Annotated in this window: 19 protein-coding genes and 3 tRNA genes; 20 read left to right on the top strand and 2 right to left on the bottom strand. The window is 74.9% G+C overall.

Features of this window, described 5'->3' with window-relative positions:
- The first annotated feature begins 34 nt into the window (after window positions 1–34).
- The 19 genes from rodA (at window position 35) to FHU37_RS18135 (ending at window position 21684) form a co-directional block, all read left to right on the top strand.
- The gene (rodA, locus tag FHU37_RS18045) at window positions 35–1180 is read left to right on the top strand and encodes a rod shape-determining protein RodA (protein ID WP_246451013.1); all 1146 of its coding nucleotides are present in this window, start codon (window positions 35–37) and stop codon (window positions 1178–1180) included.
- Window positions 1181–1318: 138 nt separating this feature from the next.
- Window positions 1319–3244, top strand: a complete 1926-nt coding sequence (locus FHU37_RS18050) for a TIGR03960 family B12-binding radical SAM protein (RefSeq protein ID WP_179815186.1) — start codon at window positions 1319–1321, stop codon at window positions 3242–3244.
- A gap of 102 nt (window positions 3245–3346) precedes the next feature.
- Window positions 3347–4105, top strand: a complete 759-nt coding sequence (locus tag FHU37_RS18055) for a TIGR03936 family radical SAM-associated protein (RefSeq protein WP_179816365.1) — start codon at window positions 3347–3349, stop codon at window positions 4103–4105.
- 356 nt (window positions 4106–4461) lie between these two features.
- Window positions 4462–8760 (top strand): Rne/Rng family ribonuclease, encoded by a 4299-nt coding sequence (locus FHU37_RS18060; RefSeq protein ID WP_179815187.1) that lies wholly within the window; start codon window positions 4462–4464, stop codon window positions 8758–8760.
- Window positions 8761–9030: 270 nt separating this feature from the next.
- Window positions 9031–9345, top strand: coding sequence for a 50S ribosomal protein L21 (gene rplU, locus FHU37_RS18065; RefSeq protein ID WP_179815188.1), 315 nt, complete (start codon window positions 9031–9033; stop codon window positions 9343–9345).
- Window positions 9346–9350: 5 nt separating this feature from the next.
- Entirely contained in the window at window positions 9351–9608 is a 258-nt protein-coding gene (gene rpmA, locus FHU37_RS18070; RefSeq protein WP_179815189.1) for a 50S ribosomal protein L27, read from the top strand.
- 183 nt (window positions 9609–9791) lie between these two features.
- A complete protein-coding gene (obgE, locus tag FHU37_RS18075; protein ID WP_179815190.1) occupies window positions 9792–11219 on the top strand; it encodes a GTPase ObgE in 1428 nt (475 codons plus the stop codon).
- Window positions 11220–12004: 785 nt separating this feature from the next.
- Window positions 12005–13108 carry a glutamate 5-kinase gene (proB, locus tag FHU37_RS18080; RefSeq protein ID WP_179816366.1) on the top strand — a complete coding sequence of 368 codons (1104 nt, stop codon included), beginning with the start codon at window positions 12005–12007 and terminating at the stop codon, window positions 13106–13108.
- A 293-nt stretch (window positions 13109–13401) separates the two neighbouring features.
- Window positions 13402–13818, top strand: a complete 417-nt coding sequence (locus FHU37_RS27525) for a DUF8830 family protein (RefSeq protein ID WP_312892784.1) — start codon at window positions 13402–13404, stop codon at window positions 13816–13818.
- Window positions 13819–13952: 134 nt separating this feature from the next.
- Entirely contained in the window at window positions 13953–15278 is a 1326-nt protein-coding gene (locus tag FHU37_RS18090; protein WP_179815192.1) for a glutamate-5-semialdehyde dehydrogenase, read from the top strand.
- Between the two features lie 126 nt (window positions 15279–15404).
- The gene (locus tag FHU37_RS18095; RefSeq protein ID WP_179815193.1) at window positions 15405–16058 is read left to right on the top strand and encodes an SCO2584 family spore wall biosynthesis protein; all 654 of its coding nucleotides are present in this window, start codon (window positions 15405–15407) and stop codon (window positions 16056–16058) included.
- A 238-nt stretch (window positions 16059–16296) separates the two neighbouring features.
- Window positions 16297–16602 (top strand): hypothetical protein, encoded by a 306-nt coding sequence (locus FHU37_RS18100; protein WP_179815194.1) that lies wholly within the window; start codon window positions 16297–16299, stop codon window positions 16600–16602.
- Between the two features lie 92 nt (window positions 16603–16694).
- Window positions 16695–16850, top strand: coding sequence for a hypothetical protein (locus tag FHU37_RS18105; RefSeq protein WP_179815195.1), 156 nt, complete (start codon window positions 16695–16697; stop codon window positions 16848–16850).
- Window positions 16851–17062: 212 nt separating this feature from the next.
- The gene (nadD, locus tag FHU37_RS18110) at window positions 17063–17722 is read left to right on the top strand and encodes a nicotinate-nucleotide adenylyltransferase (protein ID WP_179815196.1); all 660 of its coding nucleotides are present in this window, start codon (window positions 17063–17065) and stop codon (window positions 17720–17722) included.
- The gene (locus FHU37_RS29385; protein WP_179815197.1) at window positions 17719–20070 is read left to right on the top strand and encodes a LytR C-terminal domain-containing protein; all 2352 of its coding nucleotides are present in this window, start codon (window positions 17719–17721) and stop codon (window positions 20068–20070) included. The genes nadD and FHU37_RS29385 overlap by 4 nt, the downstream gene beginning before the upstream one ends.
- 186 nt (window positions 20071–20256) lie before the next feature.
- Window positions 20257–20682, top strand: a complete 426-nt coding sequence (gene rsfS, locus FHU37_RS18120; RefSeq protein WP_179815198.1) for a ribosome silencing factor — start codon at window positions 20257–20259, stop codon at window positions 20680–20682.
- 17 nt (window positions 20683–20699) lie between these two features.
- Entirely contained in the window at window positions 20700–21317 is a 618-nt protein-coding gene (locus tag FHU37_RS18125) for a histidine phosphatase family protein (protein ID WP_376773963.1), read from the top strand.
- Between the two features lie 119 nt (window positions 21318–21436).
- A tRNA-Ala gene (locus FHU37_RS18130) sits at window positions 21437–21509 on the top strand.
- Window positions 21510–21611: 102 nt separating this feature from the next.
- Window positions 21612–21684 (top strand) — tRNA-Ala (locus FHU37_RS18135).
- A 147-nt stretch (window positions 21685–21831) separates the two neighbouring features.
- On the opposite strand, the gene FHU37_RS18140 is transcribed toward FHU37_RS18135, so the two are convergent.
- A complete protein-coding gene (locus FHU37_RS18140) occupies window positions 21832–23460 on the bottom strand; it encodes an FAD-binding oxidoreductase (protein WP_179815199.1) in 1629 nt (542 codons plus the stop codon).
- Between the two features lie 311 nt (window positions 23461–23771).
- On the bottom strand, window positions 23772–25286 hold the full coding sequence (locus FHU37_RS18145) for a glycosyltransferase 87 family protein (protein WP_179815200.1): 1515 nt from the start codon (window positions 25284–25286) through the stop codon (window positions 23772–23774).
- A gap of 214 nt (window positions 25287–25500) precedes the next feature.
- Between FHU37_RS18145 and FHU37_RS18150 the strand changes: the two genes are divergently transcribed.
- Window positions 25501–25573, top strand: a tRNA-Ala gene (locus FHU37_RS18150).
- Window positions 25574–25699 lie beyond the last annotated feature (126 nt).

The raw sequence follows: 25699 nt of genomic DNA on the forward strand, positions 1-25699 counted from the left end.
CTACCGGGTGGGCCGCGGCGCCCGCCCGGGCGGACTGCGCCGGCTGCTGGACGCCGACTCCCCGCTGCGCACTACCGACTGGCTGCTCACCGGCAGCGCCCTGGCACTGTCGCTGCTCGGCAGCCTGCTGGTGTGGTCCGCCACCCGCAACCGGGTCGAGCTGACCGACGGCGACCCCCGAGAGTTCTTCTACCGGCACCTGGTCAACCTGGCCATCGGCCTGGCCCTGGCGGTCGGCGTCGTCTGGTTCGGGCACCGGCGGCTGCGCGCCGCCGTGCCCGTGCTCTACCTGCTGTCGCTGGCGCTGACCGCCCTGGTGCTCACCCCGCTGGGCGCCACCATCAACGGGGCCCACGCCTGGCTGCTGATCGGCGGCTTCAGCCTCCAGCCGGCGGAGTTCATCAAGGTCACGGTGATCATGGGGATGGCGATGCTGCTCGCCGCCCGGGTGGACGCCGGGGACCGCGAGTACCCGGCCGGCCGCGCCGTGCTGCAGTCGCTGCTGCTCGCCGTGGTGCCCTGCGTGATCATCATGATGATGCCGGACCTCGGCTCGGTGATGGTGGTCGTCGCCATCGTCCTCGGCGTGCTGCTGGCCTCCGGCGCCTCCAACCGCTGGGTGCTGGGGCTGATACTGGCGGGCGTGGTCGGGGCGGTCGCGGTGTGGCAGCTCGGCCTGCTCAGCGACTACCAGATCAACCGCTTCGCCGCCTTCGCCAACCCCGACCTCGACCCCTCCGGCGCCGGCTACAACACCAACCAGGCGCGCATCGCGATCGGCAACGGCGGCCTGTTCGGCACCGGCCTGTTCCAGGGCACCCAGACCACCGGCCAGTTCGTGCCCGAGCAGCAGACCGACTTCGTCTTCACCGTGGCGGGGGAGGAGCTCGGCTTCGTCGGCGGCATGGCGATCCTGCTGCTGATGGGCGTGGTGCTGTGGCGGGCCTGCCGCATCGCCCGGCAGGCGCAGGACCTCTACAGCACCATCGTCGCCGGCGGCATCGTGGCCTGGTTCGCGTTCCAGATGTTCGAGAACATCGGGATGAACCTCGGCATCATGCCGGTGGCCGGCCTGCCGCTGCCGTTCGTCAGCTACGGGGGCACCTCGATGTTCGCCGTCTGGATCGCCGTCGGCCTGCTCCAGTCGATAAAGGCCCGCAGGCCGCTGGCCGCCGTCTGAATCCGGGTGCGACCCGCCGCCCGGCCCGCGGTCCGGACGGCGGTGGCCGGCCCCCGGCGCGCGCGCGGGCGGGGTTCGGCCCGGGGACCGGTTACGCTGGATGGTCACCACGCCCGCTCACGAAAGACGCGCACCAGCATGAGTGTCGAGTCGGTCTTCACGCGCCTGGAGGCCCTGCTACCGCACGTCAGCAAGCCGATCCAGTACGTCGGCGGTGAGCTCAACTCCACCGTCAAGGACTGGGACGCCGCCGAGGTCCGTTGGGCGCTGATGTACCCCGACGCCTACGAGGTCGGCCTGCCCAACCAGGGCGTGATGATCCTGTACGAGGTCCTCAACGAGCGCGAGGGCGTCCTGGCCGAGCGCACCTACTCGGTCTGGCCGGACCTGGAGAAGCTCATGCGGGAGCACGGCGTCCCGCAGTTCACCGTGGACGCCCACCGGCCGGTGCGCGCCTTCGACGTCCTGGGCGTCAGCTTCTCCACCGAGCTCGGCTACACCAACCTGCTCACCGCCCTGGACCTCGCCGGCATCCCGCTGGAGGCGGCCGACCGCACCGAGGACGACCCGATCGTGCTCGCCGGCGGCCACGCCGCATTCAACCCGGAGCCGGTCGCCGACTTCCTCGACGCCGCCGTGCTCGGCGACGGCGAGCAGGCGGTGCTCACCATCACCGAACTGATCCGGGGCTGGAAGCGCGAGGGCCGCCCCGGCGGCCGGGACGAGCTCCTGCTGCGGCTCGCCCGCACCGGCGAGGTCTACGTGCCGCGCTTCTACGACGTCAGCTACGCCGACGACGGGGCCATCGCCGCGGTCACCCCGAACCGCGAGGGCGTTCCCGAGCGGGTGCGCAAGCACACCGTGATGGACCTCGACGAGTGGCCCTACCCCAAGCAGCCCCTGGTGCCGCTCGCGGAGACCGTGCACGAGCGGATGAGCGTGGAGATCTTCCGCGGCTGCACCCGCGGCTGCCGCTTCTGCCAGGCCGGCATGATCACCCGGCCGGTGCGGGAGCGCTCCATCACCGGCATCGGCGAGATGGTCGACCGCGGCCTGAAGGCCACCGGCTTCGAGGAGGTCGGCCTGCTGTCGCTCTCCTCCGCCGACCACTCCGAGATCGCCGACATCACCAAGGGCCTCGCCGACCGCTACGAGCAGGACAAGGTCGGCCTGTCGCTGCCCTCCACCCGGGTCGACGCCTTCAACATCGACCTCGCCAACGAGCTCACCCGCAACGGCCGCCGCTCCGGCCTCACCTTCGCCCCCGAGGGCGGCAGCGAGCGGATGCGCAAGGTGATCAACAAGATGGTGACGGAGGAGGACCTCATCCGCACCGTCGCCACCGCCTACGGCAACGGCTGGCGGCAGGTGAAGCTGTACTTCATGTGCGGCCTGCCCACCGAGACCGACGACGACGTGCTGCAGATCGCCGAGATGGCCAAGAAGGTCATCGCCAAGGGCCGCGAGGTCTCCGGCCGCAGCGACATCCGCTGCACCGTCTCCATCGGCGGGTTCGTGCCCAAGCCGCACACCCCCTTCCAGTGGGCCGCCCAGCTGGACGCGGAGACCACCGACGCCCGGCTGGCCAAGCTGCGCGACGCCATCCGCTCCGACCGCAACTACGGCCGGGCCATCGGCTTCCGCTACCACGACGGCAAGCCCGGCATCGTCGAGGGCCTGCTCTCCCGCGGCGACCGCCGCCTGGGGCGGGTCATCAAGGCCGTGTACCAGGACGGCGGCCGGTTCGACGGCTGGCGCGAGTACTTCTCCTACGACCGCTGGATGGAGTGCGCGGCCCGCGAACTCGCCGACACCCCGGTGGACGTCGACTGGTACACCACCCGCGAGCGCGGCTACGACGAGGTCCTGCCCTGGGACCACCTCGACTCGGGGCTGGACAAGGACTGGCTCTGGGAGGACTGGCAGGACGCCCTCGACGAGACCGAGGTGCCGGACTGCCGCTGGGACCCGTGCTTCGACTGCGGCGTCTGCCCGCAGATGGGCACCGACATCCAGATCGGTCCCACCGGCCGGAAACTCCTGCCGCTGACCGTGGTGAAGTAACGGCGTAACCTGATACACGACGTCCGTACCCATCCGAACAGCACGAGGGACTGAGCGACACTGGCACGCCGTACGCCCGACGGACCCCCGCCCGCACCGGTGGTGCAGCGCATCCGACTGCGCCACACCAAACGCGGGCGGCTGCGGTTCACCAGCCACCGGGACTTCCAGCGTGCCTTCGAGCGCGCGCTGCGCCGGGCCGAGGTGCCCATGGCGTACTCCGCCGGGTTCACCCCGCACCCGAAGATCTCCTTCGCGGGCGCGGCGCCGACCGGCACCGCGAGCGAGGCGGAGTACCTGGAGATCGCCCTCGCCGAGCGGCGTGACCCGGAGGCCCTGCGGGCACTGCTCGACGAATCACTGCCGACCGGGCTCGACATCCTCGAAGCCGTCGAGGCGCACACGCCCGGGTTCACCGACCGGCTCGAAGCCTCGGTGTGGCGCCTGGTCCTGCCGAAGGTCACCCGACCGGAGGCGGAGGACGCCGTCCGCGCCTTCCTGGCCCGGCCCCACGTGGAGGTCGAGCGCCTCACCAAGAACGGTGTGCGCGCCTTCGACGCCCGGGGTGCCGTGCTGGAGCTGACGGTGACCGAGGCGGAGAAGGAATCGGGGGAGAACGGGCCGGATCCGTCCGGCTGTGCGATACTGCGGCTGGTTGTACGGCATTCCACACCCGCCGTACGGCCAGACGACGTCCTGTCCGGCCTCCGCGCGGCGGCCGGCCTGGCGCTGCCGGTCCCCGCTGAGGTGACCCGGCTGGCGCAGGGGCCGCTCGACACGGAGACCGGCGAGGTGACCGATCCGTTGGCGCCGGATCGCGAGGCCGCGGCACAGACGGCCGCGGCCCACGGCGCCGGATAGCTCGCCCTGAAGGGGGCCGCACCCGGCGGTCCCGCGCGCACCGGCCGACATCCAGTCCGGCCGGGCGGACGAAACCGCCGGGGTGCGTGGACTGCGTCACACCCATCGGCGCGGCCGCGGGGGATCCCCGCGCGGCGCCGGCCCCGCCTTCCTGTCCGTCCCGCCGGGACGGGGACACCGGAGGGCCGGGGTACCACCGACAGACTTTCGCCCTCCCGCCGAGGCGGGGCGGCGAGTGAGACAACAAGCTCCCGAGCGGCGCCGAGCCCCGGGTCCCGGCCGTGCCCCCAACGGAGGCGGCACCGGCACGGGCCCGCGCGACCGGCGCCCGGGAGCGTGACGGGAGAACCGCCCGCATGCTCGACAACACCGAGCCGCACGGCCCGGGGGACGGCGAGAGCACGCCGACCCGGTCCGCCGTGCCGAACGAGGACAACACCACCAACAGCGCGGCCGGGGAGAGCACCCCGCCCGCCGAGGGCGCGCGCAAGGCCGCCCCGCGCCGCCGCCGCGCGGCGACCCGCCCCGCCGGACCACCCGCGGTGAGCGCCGAGCCGACCACCCCGACCGAGCCCGCCGCGGCCGAGCCAGCCGCCGTGGCACCGGCCGCCGCCGAGCCGGTGGCCGCGGAGGAGAAGCCGAAGCGCACCCGGCGCACCCGCAAGCGGGTGGAGCCGGAGCCGGTGGCGCCGGCCGCCGCCGAGGCCGAGCTGCCGGGGGCCGGTGTGGAGCCGGCCGGAGCCGAGCCCGCCGCCGTGGAGCAGGTTGCCGCTGAGCAGGTGGCTGCCGAGCCGGCGGTGGAGGAGAAGCCCAAGCGCACGCGCCGCACCCGCAAGCGGGTGGAGGCGGAGCCGGTGGCGCCGGCCGCCGCCGAGGCCGAGCTGCCGGGGGCCGGTGTGGAGCCGGCCGGAGCCGAGCCCGCCGCCGTGGAGCAGGTTGCCGCTGAGCAGGTGGCTGCCGAGCCGGCGGTGGAGGAGAAGCCCAAGCGCACCCGCCGCACCCGCAAGCGGGTGGAGACCGAGCCCGCCGCCGAGGTGAGCGCCCCGACCGAGCCCGCCGCCGAGCCGGCCGCGGCCGAGCCCGCCGCCGTGGAGCAGGTTGCCGCTGAGCAGGTGGCTGCCGAGCCGGCGGTGGAGGAGAAGCCCAAGCGCACCCGCCGCACCCGCAAGCGGGTTGAGGCCGAGCCCGCCGCCGAGGTCGCGGAGCCGGTCGCCGCCGCGGAGCCCGCCGCCGCCGAGCCGGTCGCCGAGGCCGCCGAGGTTCCCGCGGTCGAGGCCGAGGCCGAGGCGGCCGAGGTTCCGGAGACCGAGGAGGAGCCGGAGCAGCCGGTCGAGCCGGAGGCGGCGGAGCCGCAGCCGGAGCCCGAGCCGCAGCCCGAGGCCGCCCCGGCACGCCGGCCGCGCCGCGCCGTGCGGCCGGTCACCGCCCTCTTCCAGCCGCCGGTCTTCCAGGCGCCCGCTCCGGTGGAGGTGCCGCAGCCGGCGCCCGCGCCGAGCGCCACCGAGGAGGAGCGCCAGCGCGCGGAGGCGGCCGAGTCGTACCGCGCCGAGGACGAGCGCGAGGACCACGAGGAGGAGGAGACCGCCGAGCGCGGCCGCCGCCGCCGTCGTGGCGGTCGCCGTCGCCGTCGCGGCGGGGAGGCCCCGGAGGAGGTCGAGACCGCCGAGACCGAGGAGGCGGGCGCCGAGGCGGCCGCCGAGGAGGGCCCGGAGCAGCCGGCCGAGCGCGTCCGCACCCGGCGCCGTCGTGGCGCGGCCGAGCCGGCGGAGGCCGCCGAGCGGGCCGAGGGCGACGAGGACGAGAGCGTCGAGGCCGGCGAGTACCTCGAGAGCGAGGAGGAGGCCGCCGGCTACGAGGAGGAGGCCGAGGTCGTCGGCGGCACCGGCAGCCGCCGCCGCCGTCGCCGCCGCCGTCGCGGCGGAGAGGCCCAGCTGGAGGAGCGCGCCACCGACGACCCGGAGCGGACCGTGGTGAAGGTGCGCGAGCCGCGCCGTCGCCGCGAGGAGCCGGCGGAGACCGTCGACGAGGTGCGCTCGATCAAGGGCTCGACCCGTCTGGAGGCGAAGAAGCAGCGCCGCCGGGAGGGCCGCGAGCAGGGCCGCCGTCGCGTGCCGATCATCACCGAGGCCGAGTTCCTGGCCCGCCGTGAGTCCGTGGAGCGGGTCATGGTGGTGCGCCAGGCCGGCGAGCGGACCCAGATCGGCGTGCTGGAGGACGGCGTCCTCGTCGAGCACTACGTCAACAAGGAGCAGTCCAGCTCCTACGTCGGCAACGTCTACCTCGGGCGCGTGCAGAACGTGCTGCCCTCGATGGAGGCGGCGTTCGTCGACATCGGCAAGGGCCGCAACGCCGTGCTCTACGCCGGCGAGGTCAACTTCGACGCGGTCGGCGTGAAGGGCCACGGCCCGCGCCGGATCGAGGCCGCCCTGAAGTCCGGGCAGCCGGTGCTGGTGCAGGTCACCAAGGACCCGATCGGCCACAAGGGCGCCCGGCTGACCAGCCAGGTCTCGCTGCCCGGCCGCTACCTGGTGTACGTGCCCGAGGGCTCGATGACCGGCATCAGCCGCAAGTTGCCGGACACCGAGCGGGCCCGCCTGAAGCAGATCCTGAAGAAGGTCGTGCCGGACGACGCCGGCGTCATCGTGCGGACCGCCGCCGAGGGCGCCAGCGAGGAGGAGCTGACCCGCGACGTCGAGCGGCTCCAGGCGCAGTGGGAGGAGATCAAGCGCAAGGCCGAGACGGCGAACGCGCCGGCCCTCCTGTACGGCGAGCCGGACATGACCGTGCGGGTCGTCCGCGACATCTTCAACGAGGACTTCAGCAAGGTCATCGTCTCCGGCGACGGCGCCTGGGAGACGGTGCACGGCTACGTCTCGCACGTCGCCCCGGACCTGGTGGACCGCTTGCAGAAGTGGACCAGCGAGGTGGACGTCTTCGCCACCTACCGGATCGACGAGCAGCTGATGAAGGCGCTCGACCGCAAGGTGTGGCTGCCCTCGGGCGGCTCCCTGGTGATCGACCGCACCGAGGCGATGGTCGTCATCGACGTCAACACCGGGAAGTTCACCGGCCAGGGCGGCAACCTGGAGGAGACCGTCACCCGGAACAACCTGGAGGCGGCCGAGGAGATCGTGCGCCAGCTGCGGCTGCGCGACCTCGGCGGCATCATCGTCGTGGACTTCATCGACATGGTGCTGGAGTCCAACCGCGACCTGGTGCTGCGCCGGCTGCTGGAGTGCCTGGGCCGTGACCGGACCAAGCACCAGGTGGCCGAGGTGACCTCGCTCGGTCTGGTGCAGATGACCCGCAAGCGGGTCGGCCAGGGCCTGCTGGAGTCGTTCTCGGAGACCTGCGACCACTGCAACGGCCGGGGCGTGCTGCTGCGGATGGGTCCGGGCGGTGTGCCGACCGCCGCCGGTGTCGGCGGAGCGGCCGCGGCGGTGGCCGCCGGTGGCAAGCGCAAGCGGAAGAAGGGCGCGCAGCCGCAGGAGCAGCCGGAGCGGGTCGTCGCCGAGGTGGAGGCCCCGGCGGAGGCCGAGGAGGCCGTCGCCGAGGTGGCCGCGGAGGCGCCGGAGGTGACCGAGGCTCCCGCCGCGGCCCAGCCGCCGGCGGCGGTCGCGGAGCCGGTGAGCGCGCCGGAGTTCGTGTCCGAGCCGGAGCCCGCGGCCGCCGCGGGCGCGGTGAAGCCGGTCGAGGCCGGCCGGCCGACCCGCGGTCGGCGCCGCGCGGCGCGTCGCGCCATGGCGCCGGCGGGCTCGCCGAGCGGAGCGCCCTCGACGCCGGTGGTCGTGGTGGTCGACTCGACGCCGCGCGCGGCCCGTGAGGAGGCGCCGGCCGAGGCGGCGGAGGCGGACATAGCCACCGTGGCCGAGGCCGCCCCGCCGGCCCCGGTGCCCGCGCCGGCTCAGGCCGAGCCGGAGCCGGCGCGGGAGGACGAGGGCGCGCCTGAGCCGGCGGTGGTCGCCCCGGCGGCGGTCACCCCCGGGGTGCCGACGGAGGCGACCGAGGCGGAGCCCGCCACGGCGGTGGCCCCTGGGGCCGAGCAGGCCGAGGTCGAGCAGGCCGAGGCGGCCCCGGCCGAGGCCGAGCAGGCCGAGGCGCCGGCGCGCAAGGCACCGGCCCGCAAGACCGCCGCGAAGAAGGCGGCCACGGCCAAGAAGACGGCCGCGAAGAAGACCGCCGCCAAGAAGACGGTCGCCAAGAAGGCGCCGGCCAGGCGGACGGCGGCCGCGAAGGTCGCCGCGGCGGAACAGGCCGCGGGGGACCAGGCGGTGGCCGAGCTGCCGGCGGTCTCCGAGACGGCCGGTGCCCCCGCCGAGGCGGTGGCCGCCCCGGCGGCGCCCGCGGAGCCCTCCGGGGCCGAGCCGGCCGCCCCCGAGGCGCCGACGCCGGCCGAGGTCCCCGCGGGTGCCGAGGCCGCCGAGGCGGCCGAGCCGGCGGCCCGCAAGGCCCCCGCGCGCAAGACGGCCGCCCGCAAGACCACGGCCAAGAAGGCCGCCCCGGCGGCCAAGAAGGCCGCGGCCAAGAAGACCCCGGCGCGTCGGACGGCGAAGAAGGCCGCGCCGGCCGCCACGGAATCCACGGACGCCCCGGCGGAGGCCGGGGCGGAGGTGGAGGCCGGCAGCACCACCCGGGCCGGCGGGGAACCGGCCTGACGGGCGCCGTGGGGGATCGTGGCCGCCTCGCGACCGCGATCCCCGTCGGGCCCGGTGATCCATCCAAGTGAAGAGAAGACGTCCGGTCCGCCGGATGGACCCGAACCGATCATGGTCGGGTTTGACCGGTGGACTGGGCAACCGTAATCTTGACCCTCGGCGTGTTTCTTGCGCGTCCCTGTGAAGCGCCCAGCTCATCGTCCCGCCCGTGTTGAGGGCGGCGACGTGCCGGCGCCGGGGGCCCCGATCGAACAGAGAGAGAGTTCCGCGGTGTACGCGATCGTCCGTAGCGGCGGCAGGCAGCACAAGGTCGCTGTCGGCGATGTCATCGAGGTCGACCGGCTCCAGGCCCAGGCAGGCGACTCGGTCGAACTGAAGACGCTCCTCGTGGTCGACGGTGACTCGGTCACGAGTGACCCGTGGGTCCTTGACGGCGTGACGGTCCGGGCCGAGGTCGTCGGCGAGACCAAGGGCGACAAGATCGACATCCTCAAGTACAAGAACAAGACCGGCTACCGCAAGCGCCTCGGCCACCGCCAGAAGTACACGGCGCTCAAGGTCACCGGCATCGAGACCGGGAAGTAGACGACATGGCACACAAGAAGGGCGCCTCCTCCACCCGGAACGGGCGCGACTCCAACGCTCAGCGTCTCGGCGTCAAGCGCTTCGGCGGCCAGGTCGTCAACGCCGGCGAGATCATCGTCCGCCAGCGCGGCACCCACTTCCACCCGGGTGCCAACGTCGGCCGCGGCGGCGACGACACCCTGTTCGCCCTGTCCGCCGGTGCGGTGCAGTTCGGCAGCCGTCGTGGCCGCCGAGTGGTGAACATCGTCCCGGCCGGCGAGTGACCAGCCAGCACGGGACAGCCAGCTAGCCGCTGATCCGCGCGGAACCCCCGCGCGGCGACGCGGCGGCACACACAGCACGACGTACGAGGACGGGCCGGGCCATCCGACCCGTCCTCGGCGTTTTTCCGCGCACGCGCGTGACCGCCCCGGGCACGCACGCGCATCCCGAGAGGAAACCCCGCAGTGACCACCTTCGTCGACCGCGTCGTCCTGCATGCCGCGGCGGGTAACGGCGGCCACGGCTGCGCCTCCGTCCACCGCGAGAAGTTCAAGCCGCTCGGCGGTCCCGACGGCGGCAACGGCGGGCGCGGAGGCGACGTCGTGCTCGTCGTCGATCCCGGCGTCACCACCCTGCTGGAGTACCACCACTCCCCGCACCGCGCCGCCACCAACGGCAAGCCCGGCATGGGCGGCCACCGCAGCGGCGCCGACGGGCAGGACCTGGTGCTGCCCGTGCCCAACGGCACCGTCGTCAAGCGGGTGCGCACCAAGCGCGACGGCACCACCGAGGAGGAGACCGTCGCCGACCTGATCGGCGCCGGCACCCGGTTCGTGCTGGCCCAGGGCGGCCGCGGCGGCCTCGGCAACGCCGCGCTGGCCTCCCCCCGACGCAAGGCCCCCGGCTTCGCCCTGCTCGGCGAGCCGGGCCGCTCCGGCGACTACGTGCTGGAGCTGAAGACCGTCGCCGACGTCGCCCTGGTCGGCTACCCCAGCGCCGGCAAGTCCTCGCTGATCTCCGTGCTCTCCGCCGCCCGGCCCAAGATCGCCGACTACCCGTTCACCACCCTGGTGCCCAACCTCGGGGTGGTCACCGCCGGCTCCACCGTCTACACCATCGCCGACGTGCCCGGCCTGATCCCCGGCGCCAGCCGCGGCAAGGGGCTGGGGCTGGAGTTCCTGCGGCACGTGGAGCGGTGCAGCGTGCTGGTGCACGTCCTGGACTGCGCGACGCTGGAGCCGGACCGCGACCCGATCTCCGACCTGGACGTCATCGAGGCCGAGCTCGCCGCGTACGGCGGCCTGAACGACCGGCCGCGGGTGGTCGTGCTCAACAAGGTGGACGTGCCCGACGCCCGGGACCTCGCCGAGCTGGTGCGGCCGGAGCTGGAGGAGCGGGGCCTGCGGGTCTTCGAGGTCTCCGCCGTGGCCCACGACGGCTTGAAGGAGCTCTCCTTCGCCCTGGCCGGCATCGTCGCGGAGGCGCGCGCCGCCGCGCCGGTGGAGGAGCCGACCCGGATCGTGCTGCGCCCGAAGGCGGTGGACGACGCCGGGTTCACCGTCACCGCGGAGGACGGCTTCTTCCGGGTGCGCGGCGAGAAGCCGGAGCGCTGGGTGCGGCAGACCGACTTCAGCAACGACGAGGCCGTCGGCTACCTCGCGGACCGGCTGGCCCGCCTCGGCGTGGAGGAGGAGCTGTTCGCGGTGGGCGCCAAGGCCGGCGCCGAGGTGGTCATCGGTGACGACGACGACGCCGTGGTGTTCGACTGGGAGCCGACCATGGCGGCCGGCGCCGAACTGCTCGGCCCGCGCGGCACCGACCTGCGGCTGGAGCTGGAGGACCGTCGGCCCAGCCGCGCCGAGAAGCGCGGATCCCACCGCGACGAGGACTGAGGGCGCGCCCGGCCTCCCTGCGGATGGGCAACCGGGGTGCCCGGCCTTCCCTGGCCGGGCACCCCGCCGCGCGCTCCCGAGCGGAGCGGGACCGCCGCGCCGGGCGCCGCGCGCCGCCCCGCCGGGCGCCGCGCGCTGGGCACCCGGCACCGGGCGCTGCGCACCGGGCCTGACGGGAATCGCGCCGGCGCGTTCGTTGGGGAGTTCGCGCATCCGTTCGGATTTTCACCCGAGCCCCGGAGTTGTCCACAGGCCGTGAGAGGGGGCCTGCGGAGCGCGGCCCCCGGATGGGATCCTGAAGAAGGGGGCCCGAAAGCCCCCCAAGGGGGGGTTGGGGGCATGAGCGCGCCAACCAGGAGGGGCGCCGGCGAACAGTCGGTGTCCGGATGGCAAACCGGAATGCCATCGGCCGCCCGCCGGCCGTAGATTGGCGGCACGAAGATCCCCGCCCCACCACCTCGGCGCGGGGACGCAAGGATCCCCGGGATCCCCGCCCCGTTCCCCGGGGCGGTAGGAAGAGCCACGCCCCGCCCGGGGCGGCAGGAAGCCCCCGCCCCCACCGGTGCGGGGGCGGGACGACAGCGAGCAGAACAGGAGGCCGCGTCGTGGATGCGGAGCACCGGACGGCCGAGCAGGACGGCGCGCGGACGGCTCCTCACCAGCCGCCGGCGGCCCACCCGGAGCACGGCCCCGGGCGGAGCCAGCTGACCCGGATCGCCTCCGGAGCCGAGTCCGGGCTCGCCCTCACCGCCACCGCCTCCCCCGCCCGGCAGCTCCGCGACGACGTGCTCTCCGCCCGCCGCATCGTCGTCAAGGTCGGCTCCTCCTCCCTCACCACCGCCGCCGGCGGCCTGGACGCCGACCGCGTCGACGCCCTGGTGGACGCCGTCGCGGCCCGCCGCGCCGAGGGCTGCGAAATCGTGCTGGTCTCCTCCGGCGCGATCGCCGCCGGCCTCGCCCCCCTCGGCCTCGCCCGCCGCCCCGCCGACCTCGCCCGGCAGCAGGCCGCGGCCAGCGTCGGGCAGGGCCTGCTGGTGGCCCGCTACACCGCCTCCTTCGCCCGCTACGGCGTCCGCGTCGGCCAGGTCCTGCTGACCCCGGACGACGTCATCCGCCGCGCCCACTACCGCAACGCCCTGCGCACCCTGGACCAGCTGCTGTCCATGGGCGCCGTGCCGGTGGTGAACGAGAACGACACCGTGGCCACCGACGAGATCCGGTTCGGCGACAACGACCGGCTCGCCGCGCTCGTCTCCCACCTGGTGCGCGCCGACCTGCTGGTGCTGCTCTCCGACGTCGACGCGCTCTACGACGGCGACCCCTCCCGGCCGGGCACCAGCCGCATCGCCGAGGTACGCGGCCCCGAGGACCTCGCTGGCGTCGAGGTCGGCAGCGCCGGCAAGGCCGGCGTGGGCACCGGCGGCATGGTCACCAAGCTGGACGCCGCCCGGATCGCCACCTCCGCCGGCATCCCCGTGGTGCTCGCGGCCGCCCGGCACGCCAGGGACGCGCTGGCCGGCCAGCCGACCGGAACCCTGTTCCACCGCACCGGTCCGCGCACCGCCAACCGGCTGCTGTGGCTGGCCCACGCCACCGAGGGGCGGGGCACGCTCCGCCTAGACGCCGGCGCCGTGGACGCCGTGGTGCGCCGCCGGCTCTCCCTGCTCCCGGCCGGCCTGACCGGCGTCGAGGGTGACTTCTCGGCGGGCGACCCGGTTGACCTTATCGACGAAAACGGCCACATCGTCGCCCGGGGACTGGTCAACTTTGATGCGAGGGAACTGCCCGTGCTCCTCGGCCGGTCCACCCACGAGCTGGCCAAGGAGTACGGCCCGGAGTACGAACGGGAGGTCGTGCACCGCGACGACCTCGTGCTGCTGGACGGCTGACCCTCCCACCCCGCCCGTTCCGCCCCGCGGCCCGGCGGTGGCGGGGACCGGGTGGCCCGGCGGGGCGGGTGCGGGCCCGGGTGACCGGCAGGAGTCGTGAGGCGACCGGCAGGAGGCCGTCGGTGGAGGGACGTACTGGCACGACCCCGGGGTGGGGTCCCGAGCGACGGTCGACCGCGGGCCTTCCCCGCGCCGAGGTGCCCGGGGAGCGGCCACCGCGCGGCTCCGCCACGCCGCCCGCCCGGCCGACCGGGCCCTCGGCCCCGCCGCCGGGCGGGCCCCGGGTGCCGTCCATCGGGCCGACGCGGCTGCCCGCGCCCACCGGGTCGCCGGACGCCGCCGACGTCGGACGGCTGTGGCACATCACCCTCAGCATGTCCGGCCCCGCCGAGCCGCTGCCGCGGCTGCGCCGGGCGCTGACCAAGCTCGCCGACGACCACCCGTTCCTGCTCACCAGCCGGTACGCCGACGACCACGCGGAGATCCGCTACTGGGAGGAGGCCCGCGACCTGCACGACGCGGCGGCGATGGCGCTGCGGCTGTGGGGCGAGCACCGCACCTCGGCGGGGTTGCCGCCCTGGGAGATCGTGGGGCTGGAGGTCGTGGACCGGGAGACCTACCGGCGCCGCGCGGCGGAGGGCTGGGGGGCGCCCCCGACCCTGCCGGTGGGCGTACACCCCTTCCGCGCCATCCCGGACCGGGAACGCTGAGCGCCGACGGCCCGGCGTGGGTGCTCCGGCCTCCCGCGGTCCGGGGGTGGTGCCGCGACCACGCTCCGTGCCGACGTGGTCTCGCTCCCTGGAAGGTCGCACTTCCCGGCCCGGACGCTCAGTAGGCTTGCCACATGACTTCCGAGCAGGCCATCGACCGCACCTCCGTGACCGCCGCCGCCCGACGCGCCAGGACCGCCGCCGAGGCGCTGGCGCCGCTCCCGCGCAGCGTCAAGGACGCCGCCCTCCAGGTGATCGCGGACGCGCTGGTCGCCGCCACGGAGGCCATCGTCGCCGCCAACGCCGAGGACGTGCGCCGGGCCCGCGAGGCCGGCACCGCCGAGTCGGTGATCGACCGCCTCACCCTGGACGCCGGCCGGATCGCCGGCATCGCCTCCGACATCCGGGACGTCGCCGACCTGCCCGACCCGGTCGGCGAGGTGGTGCGCGGCTCGACCCTCCCCAACGGGCTGGAGCTGCGGCAGATCCGGGTCCCGCTCGGTGTCGTCGGCATCGTCTACGAGGCGCGGCCGAACGTCACGGTGGACGCGGCGGCGCTGTGCCTGAAGTCCGGCAACGCCGTGCTGCTGCGCGGTTCCTCCTCCGCGGCGGCCTCCAACCGCGCGCTGGTCGAGGTGATGCGCGGGGCGCTCGCCGAGGCCGGGCTGCCCGAGGACGCGGTGCAGCTGCTGTCGTCGGAGAGCCGGGAGAGCGTCAAGGAGCTGATGCGGGCGCGGGGCCTGGTCGACGTGCTGATCCCGCGCGGCGGTGCCTCGCTGATCCGCGCGGTGGTGGAGGAGTCCACCGTCCCGGTCATCGAGACCGGGGTGGGCAACTGCCACGTCTACGTCGACGCCGAGGCCGACCTGGCGATGGCCGTGGACATCCTGGTCAACTCCAAGGCGCAGCGGCCCAGCGTCTGCAACGCCGCGGAGACGGTGCTGGTGCACGAGGCGGTCGCCGCGGACTTCCTGCCGATGGCGCTGGCGGCCCTGGCGGAGGCCGGGGTCACGGTGCACGGCGACGAGGCGACCCAGCGGATCGCGGCGCGGGCGGTCGGCGAGGGCGCGCTCCGCGAGGGCGTGGTGGTTCCGGCCGTCGCCGAGGACTGGGACACCGAGTACCTCTCGTACGACATCGCGGCCGCCGTGGTGCCCTCGCTGGACGCGGCGGTGGCGCACATCCGGCGGCACTCCAGCGGGCACACCGAGGCCATCGTGACCCGCTCGCTGCGGCGCTCCCGCCGGTTCGTGCAGGCCGTCGACTCCACCGCGGTGATGGTCAACGCCTCGACCCGGTTCACCGACGGCGGCCAGTTCGGCTTCGGGGCGGAGATCGGCATCTCCACGCAGAAGCTGCACGCCCGCGGGCCGATGGGCCTGCCGGAGCTGACCTCCACCAAGTACGTGGTGACCGGTGACGGCCATGTGCGCGGCGGTGGCGGCGTGACCAGCTGCTGATCGGCCGGCGTGACGGGCGCGGGGTGGGGGCGTGCGGCGTTGCCGCGCGCCCCCTCGCCACTGGAACGGCGGAAAAGCGTCCTCGACCGGTGCCCACGCGTGCACCTGGGGTAATACCCTGGAACGGTGCCCGATGACTTGGGGGATGTGCCGCAGCCGGAAGGCCGAAGCGGCGACCACGGCGGGGCGGATGACGAGTTCGCCAGCCTGGTCCTCGACGACGCCTTCGTCCGAGCAGCGGCCGTACACGAACCGTCCGCGCAGGAACGACTTCGACCCGCCGTCGACGGCCCGGCCGGTTTCGGCCCATCGGCGATCACGACCTCCGGCTCCGGTCCCGCGCCGCGTGGTTTCGGCCGCACCGGGCGGGCGCGTTGGGCCCGCGATCCCCGCTCCGGCGACCGCTTCGATCCGGACGACTACGACGACGATCCAGAGGCCGAACTGGTCTACGGGGCCGGGCTGCGGCCCTGGCGGCCGGTCGACCACAGCCGCTGGCACCGCTTCATCGCGTGGATCCTCGCGCTGGTGATGGGGGTGGGCGTGCTGGCCCTCGCGGCGGCGGCGGTCTACCGGGGCACCAACGCCAACCCGGCGGTCACCAACCCGGACGGACGGAACCAGCAGGGCCCCTCCGGTGGGACCGGGCAGCCCGGCGAGGCGGAGCGGTTCAGCGGGACCGGCCAGCCGGACGGGCTGCCGGGGCAGGAACTCTCACCCCGGGAGAGCGGTTCCTGGGTGCGGCTGGACGACCGGTCGGTGGTCCTCACCCCGGGCTGAGGCGGGACGGCCGGCGACGGGCCGTGCCCGGGACGGGGCGGGACGGCTCCGCGGGCGCGTCCACCGGGTCCCCGGGGCGGGCGGCCCCCGCCGCGGGCGGGGGCGTGCGGGCGGCGTACCCTCGGACGGGCAGCCCGGTTCGGCGCCGTCCCGGCGCCCACGCCGTATCCGCCCGGCGGCCGGCCGTGAGGCGTCCGCCCGGTGGACCGGGTGTCCCCGCACGCACAGGAGTGACCCAGTGACCGCATCCACGCTCGTCCAGCAGCTGTCCGATCCGTCCGTCGTGCGGCTCGCGGCGGACGCCGGGGCCCAGGGGCCGGGGACGCTGCTGCGCGTGGTGATCGTGGTGAGCGTGCTGGGCGCCGTCCTCGGTGCGTGGTTCCTGCTGCGCGGCTACGCGGACGACGCCCCGTCAGGGCAGGGCCCGGCCGGAGGTCCGGCCGGCGGCCGGGAAGCGGACGGGCGGGCGGCCGGCGGTGCCGCGGAGGGCGCGGCGGCACGCGTCGCGGGGCCGCGGCGCGGTGGCGACGGGACGCCTGAGTAGCATGATGCGGCGGTCACCGGCTCCGGCAGGAGCGTGGCCGTGATCACATGTTCCTCCCCACCGCCCGACGAGCCCCGGAGACCTGACCACCGATGAGCCCCTTCGCCTCCTCCGCCGTCCTGTTGCTCGCCGAGTCCTCCGAGCAGCACAGCAACGACCAGACCACGCCGATACTCGCTGGTGCCGGGGCGTTCGTGGTGCTGCTGCTCCTGCTCTTCATCACCACGCGCTTCAACCGCGACCGCTGAGCACGGCGGTCCCCGGGGCCCTGGCCGCCTCCGCCGCGACGTGGTGCGAGCGGGCGGCCGGGGCCCCGGGCCGTGGCGGTGCGCCGCGGGCTGGGGCGGGCCGCCGCCGCTCGACGGGGTACGCTCTGAACACGTGAACGAGCGAAGCGGGCGAGCCGGTCGGGGCGCTCGCCTGGCGACGCGGAAGTGGCCCTGAGCGGAGCGAGTGAGTCATGACCGAGCAGTCGGCGCCGGCACCGGCACCCGGTAGTCGGGGGCTCGCTCCCATCCCGGGGCGCAAGGCGAGGCGCCTGGGCGTGATGGGTGGCACGTTCGACCCCATCCACCACGGGCACCTGGTGGCGGCCAGTGAGGTCGCGGCGATGTTCCACCTGGACGAGGTGGTGTTCGTGCCGACCGGCCAGCCCTGGCAGAAGAGCGACCGCACCGTCACCCCGGCGGAGGACCGCTACCTGATGACGGTCATCGCGACGGCCTCGAACCCGCAGTTCTCGGTCAGCCGGATCGACATCGACCGGGGCGGCCCCACCTACACCAGTGACACCCTGCGCGACCTGCGCGCCGAGCGCGGCCCGGACACCCAGCTGTTCTTCATCACCGGCGCCGACGCCATGTCACAGATCTTCTCCTGGCGCGACCCGCAGGACCTGTTCGGCCTGGCCCACTTCATCGGCTGCACCCGGCCGGGCCACGTCCTGAAGGACCCGGGCTTCCCGGAGGGCGGCGTCTCCCTGGTGGAAGTTCCCGCGCTTGCCATCTCCTCCACGGACTGCCGTGAGAGGGTTGCCCAGGGCCTGCCCGTCTGGTACCTCGTTCCCGACGGCGTGGTGCGCTACATCAACAAGCGGGAGCTGTACCGGGGAGAGGCGTGACGGGAAGCGGAGACCGCGGCGGGCAGCCGCCGCACGGCCCCGGCGGGTGGGACTGGCCCGAGGAGGGCCGGGACACCGCGGGAACACCCCGTCAGGAGGGCTACGACGACGGCCGGGCGGGTGACGCCGCGACGGCCGGCTACGGCGCCGAGGGCTACCCGGCGGACGGCTACGGCTACGGCGCCACCTCCACCGGCTACGGCACGGGCTACGGCGCCACGGGGTACGACGGCTCCGCGTACCAGGGCGAGGGCTACCAGGCCCAGGGCTACCAGGCTCAGGGTTACCCGGCCCAGGATTACCCGGCCCAGGACCACCAGGGCGGCGGCTACCAGGGCGGCTACCAGGGCGCCGGGTACCAGGGCGAGGGCCACTCGGACCCCGGCGGCCACCAGGGGCGGGCGCAGGCCGGGTACGGGCAGTCCTACGGCGAGGCGTACGGGCAGTCCTACGGCGGCCCGTCGTACGGCTCCGAGGGGGCGTACGGCGGCGCCCCGACCTACGGCACCGGCGACGCGTCCTACGGCACCGGCGACGCGTCCTACGGCACCGGCGCGCCCTACGGTTCCGCGGATCCCTCCTACGGTTCCGCGGATCCCTCCTACGGTTCCACGGGTACGTCCTACGGTTCCACGGCTACGTCCTACGGTTCCGCGGACTACGGCTCCACCGACCGGAACGCCGGCGGGACCGCCGACACCGCCGGCCACCGGGCCGTCGGCGCCCAGTGGGGCTCCGTCTCCACCGACCCCACCGGTGCGCCGTCCGCCGTCGAGGCTCCCGGCGCCGCCACCGGTTCGCACGACGTCACCTCCGTGGTCCCCGGCGGCACGCGGCCGGCCGGCGGCGGGTCGCCGACCGCCCGCCGCGCCGCCGAGCGCGGCACCGCGGACGACTCCGCCGGCAGTGAGGGCGCCGGCAGTGAGGGCGCCGGCCGCGCCGGCACCACGGCCGCCGCGGGCGGGGCCCGGCGTACCCGGCCGGGCGTGCCCGCCGCACGGGGCCGGGGCGGCGCGGGCGCCCGGGCGGGCGGGGCCGAGGGGAGGGACTACGACGACGAGGAGTTCGACTTCGTCGACGACGAGTCCGAGTCCGAGGACGTGATCGACTGGCTGGCCTTCGCCGAGACCCGCAGCGAGCGGCGCGACGAGCGCCGCCGCCAGGCGCGTCTCCGGCTGGTGGCGCTGGTCGTGGTGGGGGCGCTGGTGCTGCTCGGCGGGGGCGGCTACCTGCTGTGGAACTCGCGCGGGGACGGTCCGGGCGGTGCCCCGGCCGACCGTGACGTCCTGGTGCTGCACCTGCGCGACCTCGACGGCCTGACCTCCACCGCCCTGCTGGTGGACGATCCCGCGGGCGACCGGGGGACGGTCGTGCTGCTGCCGGACGCGCTCACCATCAGCGACAGCAGCACCGGTGTCACCTCGCTGGGCGCGTCGCTGGACTCCCAGGGCGCCGGCGGCACCCGGGACGCGCTCTCCGACCTGATCGGCGTGTCGGTCGACGGCACCTGGCGGCTGGACACCCCCTTCCTGGAGGTGCTGGTCGACGCGGTGGGCGGGATCGACCTGGAGGCGGACGTGGAGGTGCGCGGCGTGCCCCGGACGTCCGCGGACTCCGCCGCCGAGCCGTCCGCCGACCCCTCGGCCGAGGAGGGCGCCGGGAGCCCGGAGGCGGCCGAGCAGGTGCTGGTGCCGCAGGGCCCCGGCCACCTGGACGGCTACGCCGCCGTGGCCTACGCCACCTACCAGGCGCCGGGCGAGGACGCCTCGGCCCGGCTCGCCCGCTTCGGCCGGGTGATGGCCGCCGTCTTCGCCGAGGTGCCGCAGACCACCGAGGCGGCGGGGACGCTGGTGCGCCGGCTCGGCGTGCCCGACCCATCCCTCCCGGACGACGAGCTGGCCGCTGCCATGGTGGCCCTCGGCGGCCACGCCCGCGACGGCCGCCTGGAGACGGTGGAGCTGCCGGCGGCCGACGACGGAACCCTGCAGGGCGAGCAGGCCGCCGAGGTGGTCCGGGACGTGCTGGGCGGGGCGATCAGCAACGCCGAGGGCAACGGCCTGCCCCGGGTGACCCTCCGGGACGCCTCCGGCGACGAGGCGAAGGCGCAGCAGGCGCAGGTGGAGCTGGTGAACGCCGGCTACACCTTCGTGCCCGGCGGCGGCACCGCGGAGGAGGTCGCCGCGACCACCGAGGTGCTGTGGACGGATCCCGCCGACGAGGCCACGGCCCGGCAGGTGGCCGGCATCCTCGGCCTCGGCGAGGAGGCGGCCCGGCGCTCGGAGGTGGCGCAGACCGCGGACGTGCTGGTGGTGCTCGGCCAGGACTACGCCGGCGCCGCCGGTGAGTAGGGTTCCGGCGCGCGGGTCCGGCCCGGCGGCCGGTCGGCGGGCGGGGCGGCCGGCCGGTGAGCGGGCGGGTGCGTTCGTGAGAACCTGGGAGTCGTACCCGGCCCGCCCGCCGTTCCCCCGTCCGGCCCCCAGCGCCTGGGCGGATCCCACGGCCGGTGGGGCCCCGGCCCGACAGAGAGAAGCCACGTGACCGTATCCGACCGCGCCTTGGAACTCGTCGCGCACGCCGCCCAGGCGGCCGCGGACAAGCTCGGGCAGAACATCATCGCCTACGACGTGAGCGGTGTGCTGCCGTTCGCCGACGCCTGGCTGATCGCCTCGGCGGCCAACGACCGCCAGGTCAAGGCGATCGTCGACGAGATCGAGGAGCGCCTCCTGAAGGAGTGCGCCGCCAAGCCCGTACGCCGCGAGGGCGAGCGTGACGGACGCTGGATCGTGTTGGACTACTCCGACATCTGGATCCACGTCCAGCACGCCGAGACCCGGGTGGAGTACTCGCTGGAGCGGCTGTGGAAGGACTGCCCCGAGCTGCCGCTGCCGGAGGACGCGCAGGCCACCCGCAACCGCCCCGGCGCCGCCCAGGACGCCCCGGCCGAGGGAGGCCCCCGCTGAGCCGGGGCCGCCGGGTCGTGCTGTGGCGGCACGGCCAGACGACCTGGAACCTGGAGCGGCGCTTCCAGGGCACCACGGACATCCCGCTGACCGAGACCGGCGTCCTGCAGGCCCGCCGGGCGGCGCGGCTGCTGGCCTCGCTCGATCCGGACGCCATCATCGCCTCCGACCTGTCCCGGGCCGCGGCCACGGCGGCGGAGCTCGCGGTGCTCACCGGCCTGGAGGTGACCCACGACCCGGGGCTGCGGGAGACCTACGCCGGGGTGTGGCAGGGGCTGACGGACGCCGAGATCCAGGAGCGCCACGCGGAGCAGTACGCCGCCTGGCGGCGCGGTGAGCCGGTGCGGCGCGGTGGCGGCGAGCTGGAGACGGAGGTCGCCGAGCGGACCGTGCCGGTGGTGGAGCAGGCCGTGGAGAAGCTGGAGGAGGGCGGGCTGCTGGTGGTCGCGAGCCACGGCGGCGCCATCCGGGTGACCCTCGGCGCGATGCTCGGCCTGGATCCGCAGGTCTGGGGCGCCCTGGGCGGCCTGGCGAACTGCAACTGGTCCATCCTCGGGGAGAGCCGCCGGGGCTGGCGGCTGCTGGAGCACAACGCGGGGAGCCTGCCGGAGCCGGTGCTCGGCGACGACAGCTGACGGCACCGCGACGGGCCCGGGTACGTCCGCGTGGGCCCCGCCGATCCGGATTTCACGGTTCGGCGGGGGACCCGCTAATGTGTACCTCGTTCACGGCGCGAACAACGCCGGTGAACGGCGGGGCTATAGCTCAGCTGGTAGAGCGCTTGCATGGCATGCAAGAGGTCAGGGGTTCAAGTCCCCTTAGCTCCACGGTCCGCCTCCTTCGGCGGTCACCACCCAACCATCGCGCGGCGGTTCGCCGGTTTCTCCCTTTCCGGGGAGGGGCGGCCGGTCGCTCCCGTTCCGCGCGGCGGGGCTATAGCTCAGCTGGTAGAGCGCTTGCATGGCATGCAAGAGGTCAGGGGTTCAAGTCCCCTTAGCTCCACAGTTCGACTCTGCGAGTCGACAGCCGTCACGACCGAGGGCCTGGTCACCGAATCCGGTGGCCGGGCCCTCGGTCGTCTCCGGTCCGTCACCCCGCGCCGTCCCTCACCCGGGCGCGTCCGTCACGGGTGGGCCGTCGGCCCGGTCGTCAGCCGGGCGCCTGGACGGACAGCGCGTGCCGGAAGACGTTGCGGGGATCCCAGCGCGCCTTGACCTGCTGGAGCCTCGGGTAGTTGTCCTTGAAGTACAGGGTGTGCCACGGGACGCCCGACCGGTTCCACTGGGAGTCCAGCAGGTCCACGTCGGGGTAGTTGATGTAGGAGCCGTCGGTGCTGTCGTTGGACAGCGGGACGCCGCCGGTGCCGGCGTACAGCTCCTGGTAGAAGCCGCGGATCCAGTCGACGTGCTTGGCGTCCTCGTTGGGGTCGGCCCAGTAGGTGCCGATGTAGCTCTTGATGATGGAGTCCCGCTGCGGCACGGCCGTCGCCGAGGGCGCCACCGTGTTCACCTTCCCGCCGTAGGAGTACAGCAGCACCAGGGCGCGGCCGTTGTAGGCCGGGTCGGAGACGTGCTTCCAGACGGTGGCGATCTCGGCGTCGGTGTACGGCTTGCGCAGGTAGGCGCCCTTGCCCTTGGCCCGGCTGTACATGCCGGGGTCGGCGAGGCCGGCGAGGGTGGACGCCAGCCAGGGCGCGGTGCGGTTGGTGACCGTGCTCGGGGCGGTCACCCCCGCGTTCAGCGCCGCGACGTAGTCGTCCATCAGCGCCTGCGCGTTCGGCAGGCTGCCGTCGATCAGCGCGTCCAGGGTCACCGCCCCGACGATCCGCTGGTTCAGGTAGAGGCCGCTGAACAGGCTGGCGTACGGGGAGCCGTCGCCGCTGTTGCGGGCGTGCCACTCGCCGTGGTTGCGCACCAGGCGGGCGAAGGACGCCTCGTTCATCCCGCTCCACGGCCAGCTGACCGTGGTGCGCAGGATGGTGCGGGGCGGCTTGGGCAGCAGCGTGGTCGGGTCGTCGCCCTGGGCGCCCGGGGCGCGGAACCAGTAGCGGGTGACGACGCCGAAGTTGCCGCCGCCGGCGCCGGTGTGCGCCCACCACAGCTCGCGGTTGGGGTCGGAGGGCTCGCGGGTGGCGACGACGGTGCGGGCGCGGCCGGCGCTGTCCACGACGACCACCTCCACGGCGTACAGGTGGTCGACGATCAGCCCGTGCTGGCGGCACATCGCGCCGAAGCCGCCGCCGCTGACGTAGCCGCCGAGGCCCACGGTGGGGCAGGTGCCGCCGGGTATGGTGACGCCGTAGCCGAGGTACAGCGAGCGGTAGACCTGTCCGAGCTGGGCGCCGGCCTCGGCGGCGAAGGCCTGCCGGGCGGGGTCGTAGTAGACCTCGTTCATCTCGGCGAGGTCGATGACGGACCGCACCTCGGGGTTGTCGACCAGGCTCTCCAGGCAGTGCCCGCCGCTGCGCACGGCGATGCGGCGTCCGGCGCGGACGGCGTCCTCCACCACCTGCCGCACCTGTTCGGTGGAGAACACCTGGTGGATGGAGTCCGGCTGGTTGCTGAAACGGGTGTTGAGGCCCCGGGTGCTCAGGTAGGCGTATCGGGGATCGTCCCGGGTGACGGTGACCGCGCCCGGCAGCGGAGGGCAGGAGCCGCCGCCGCTCACGGTCTCGGCGACGGCCTTCTCGGTGGTGACCGGGGCCACGGTCAGTCCGGCGGCCGTGCCTCCCAGCGCGGCCGCGAGCCCCAGGAATCCACGGCGTGCGACGTCAGGCAACGTCTACACCCGCCTTTCTCGTTGTTGAGTCAACGGCGGGACCGTGGCGGGTGCCGACCCCCCGATCGCTGTCCCCGCCGTTTCTGCCGTGGCCAGTTCTAGGCGCGGCACGGCGGGGTGGTCGAGCGCGGACAGGGGTGGTGTTTACACCGGTATCACCGGTATCAGAGGTCTCAGGAAACCCGACATCCCGCTGAGCTGCCGTTTCGGGCGGTGGGCGGGTACCGCTGCGGCCGGGTTCCGGTGGGGCTGCGGCGTGCCTCTTGGCGGGTTCGGGCGGGATTCTGGCGAGCCTCGGGGGCGGATCGGCGCTATCGCGACACGAACCGGGAACGCTCCCTGCCGGCCGGGTCCGCGCCGCCGCCCGCGTCGGCGGCCCCGGGCGCGCCGGTGGCCCCGGGCGTGGCGGACGACTCGGGCGCCGCGGCCGGGGCGGAGCCGGCCGCCCGCGGTCGGCGTGGCCGCAGCGCCAGCCGGACGCACAGGCCGAGCATGCCCAGTGCCAGCAGGACGTAGGCCGAGCCGATCACCATCTCCGGCGGGGTCTGCGACAGCTCCACGTGGTCGTAGTGCGGCAGGCGCCAGGTGGGCTGGGCCAGGAAGACCACCGCGGTGACCCCGGTCAGCGCCCACCACGCCGTGCCGCGCCGGGCCCGCGCCTCGACCACCAGCAGGATGCCCAGCGGCACGCACCACACCCAGTGGTGGGTCCACGACACCGGACTGACCAGCAGCCCGACCAGCGCGCAGGCCACCACCGCCCAGGCCAGCGGCGACGGCCTCCCGGGCGCCGGGGCGCCGGGGGGAGCGGTCGCCGACCGCAGCGCGAGGGCCACGGCGGCGGCCAGCCCCACCGCCGCCACCAGGACCGCCGCGACCTGCCAGGAGATCCCCGGCTCGACGGTGTGCAGCAGCCGTGCCGCGGCGCCGCGCAGCGACTGGTTCTGCGAGTCCTCCACCCGCCCCACCCGGTCGGCGGAGAACATCAGGTCCGTCCAGAACGTCACCGCGGCCGACGGCAGGGCGGCGAAGCCGAGGGCGACCGTGCCGAGGAAGACCGCCACCGAGGTCAGCGCGGCGCGTCCGGTGCTCCGCGCCTGGGCCCGCAGCCGGGCGGCCCGTCCCGGGTCGGCGTCCCGGGCGGCGCGCACCGCGGCGACGACCGCGCAGCAGGCGAGGAAGAACACGAACAGGGCCGGGGTGAGCTTGATGCCGGTGGCCAGTCCGGTGCCGAGGCCGGTGAGCGGATGCCCCGGCCGCCGGGTGAAGTCCCACAGCACCAGCGTGCCGATCAGCAGGTTGACCTGGCCGTAGCCGAGCGTGGTCCACACCGGTTCGACGAATATGGCGGCGGCCGACAGCCCGAGCACCCAGCTGACCGCCCGGACACCCCGCGGGGCCCGCTCGCCGAGCACCAGCCGCAGCGACAGCCACACGAAGGCCGCGAGCAGCGCCGCGTTGGCGGCGTAGGAGGCGATCGCCAGCGTCGTCGGGCCCATCGCGGCCAGCGGGACGAACAGCATCGCCCCGAACGGGGGGTAGGTGGCCGGCAGCCGCAGCGCGGTCGCCCGTACCTCGTACAGCGGCGTGCCGGCCACCAGCGCCTCGCCCTGGGCCTGGTACACCCGGGCGTCGATCAGCGAGGCGCCGGCCAGCTCCCGCACGGTCAGCCCGGCCACGACGGCGAGCAGCAGCAGGAGCGGGAGGAGCCACGGCCGCCCCTGGCGCGGCGGGCGGCCGGCGGCGGTACCGCCCCGCGAGGCAGCGGGGCGGCGGTCGGGATGCGTGCTGGCGGGGGACGCACTCGACGTGCGGTCTGCGTTCACGGTGCGCGGCTCGCGTCTTCCATCTGGCTGCTGGATCGGGGGCGCCGTCCGGTGGGTCCCGGCGGCCGCCGCAGTAACTTTTTCCCATGGACGCCCCCGGTAGCCACTCGGGGGCCGGTTCGGTGAGCCGCCCGGCCGGGGGGATTCGCGGCCGGCCGCCGGGCCCGTGTACAGTGAGTCAGGTCGCCGCGGGCACACACCCAGCGGTTGACATGGGGCTATAGCTCAGCTGGTAGAGCGCTTGCATGGCATGCAAGAGGTCAGGGGTTCAAGTCCCCTTAGCTCCACTCCTTGACTCCCGTGCCCGGGCGGGGCGGAACGCGACGCTCCGTCGCCGACCGGTCGGGTACCCTGGCCCCATGGACGCCGCGCAGCTTCTGCTTCGCCGGCCGCGCTGAACCCGGAATCGGACA

The organism is Allostreptomyces psammosilenae, from assembly GCF_013407765.1.
In the GTDB taxonomy this organism is placed as follows: Bacteria; Actinomycetota; Actinomycetes; order Streptomycetales; family Streptomycetaceae; genus Allostreptomyces; species Allostreptomyces psammosilenae.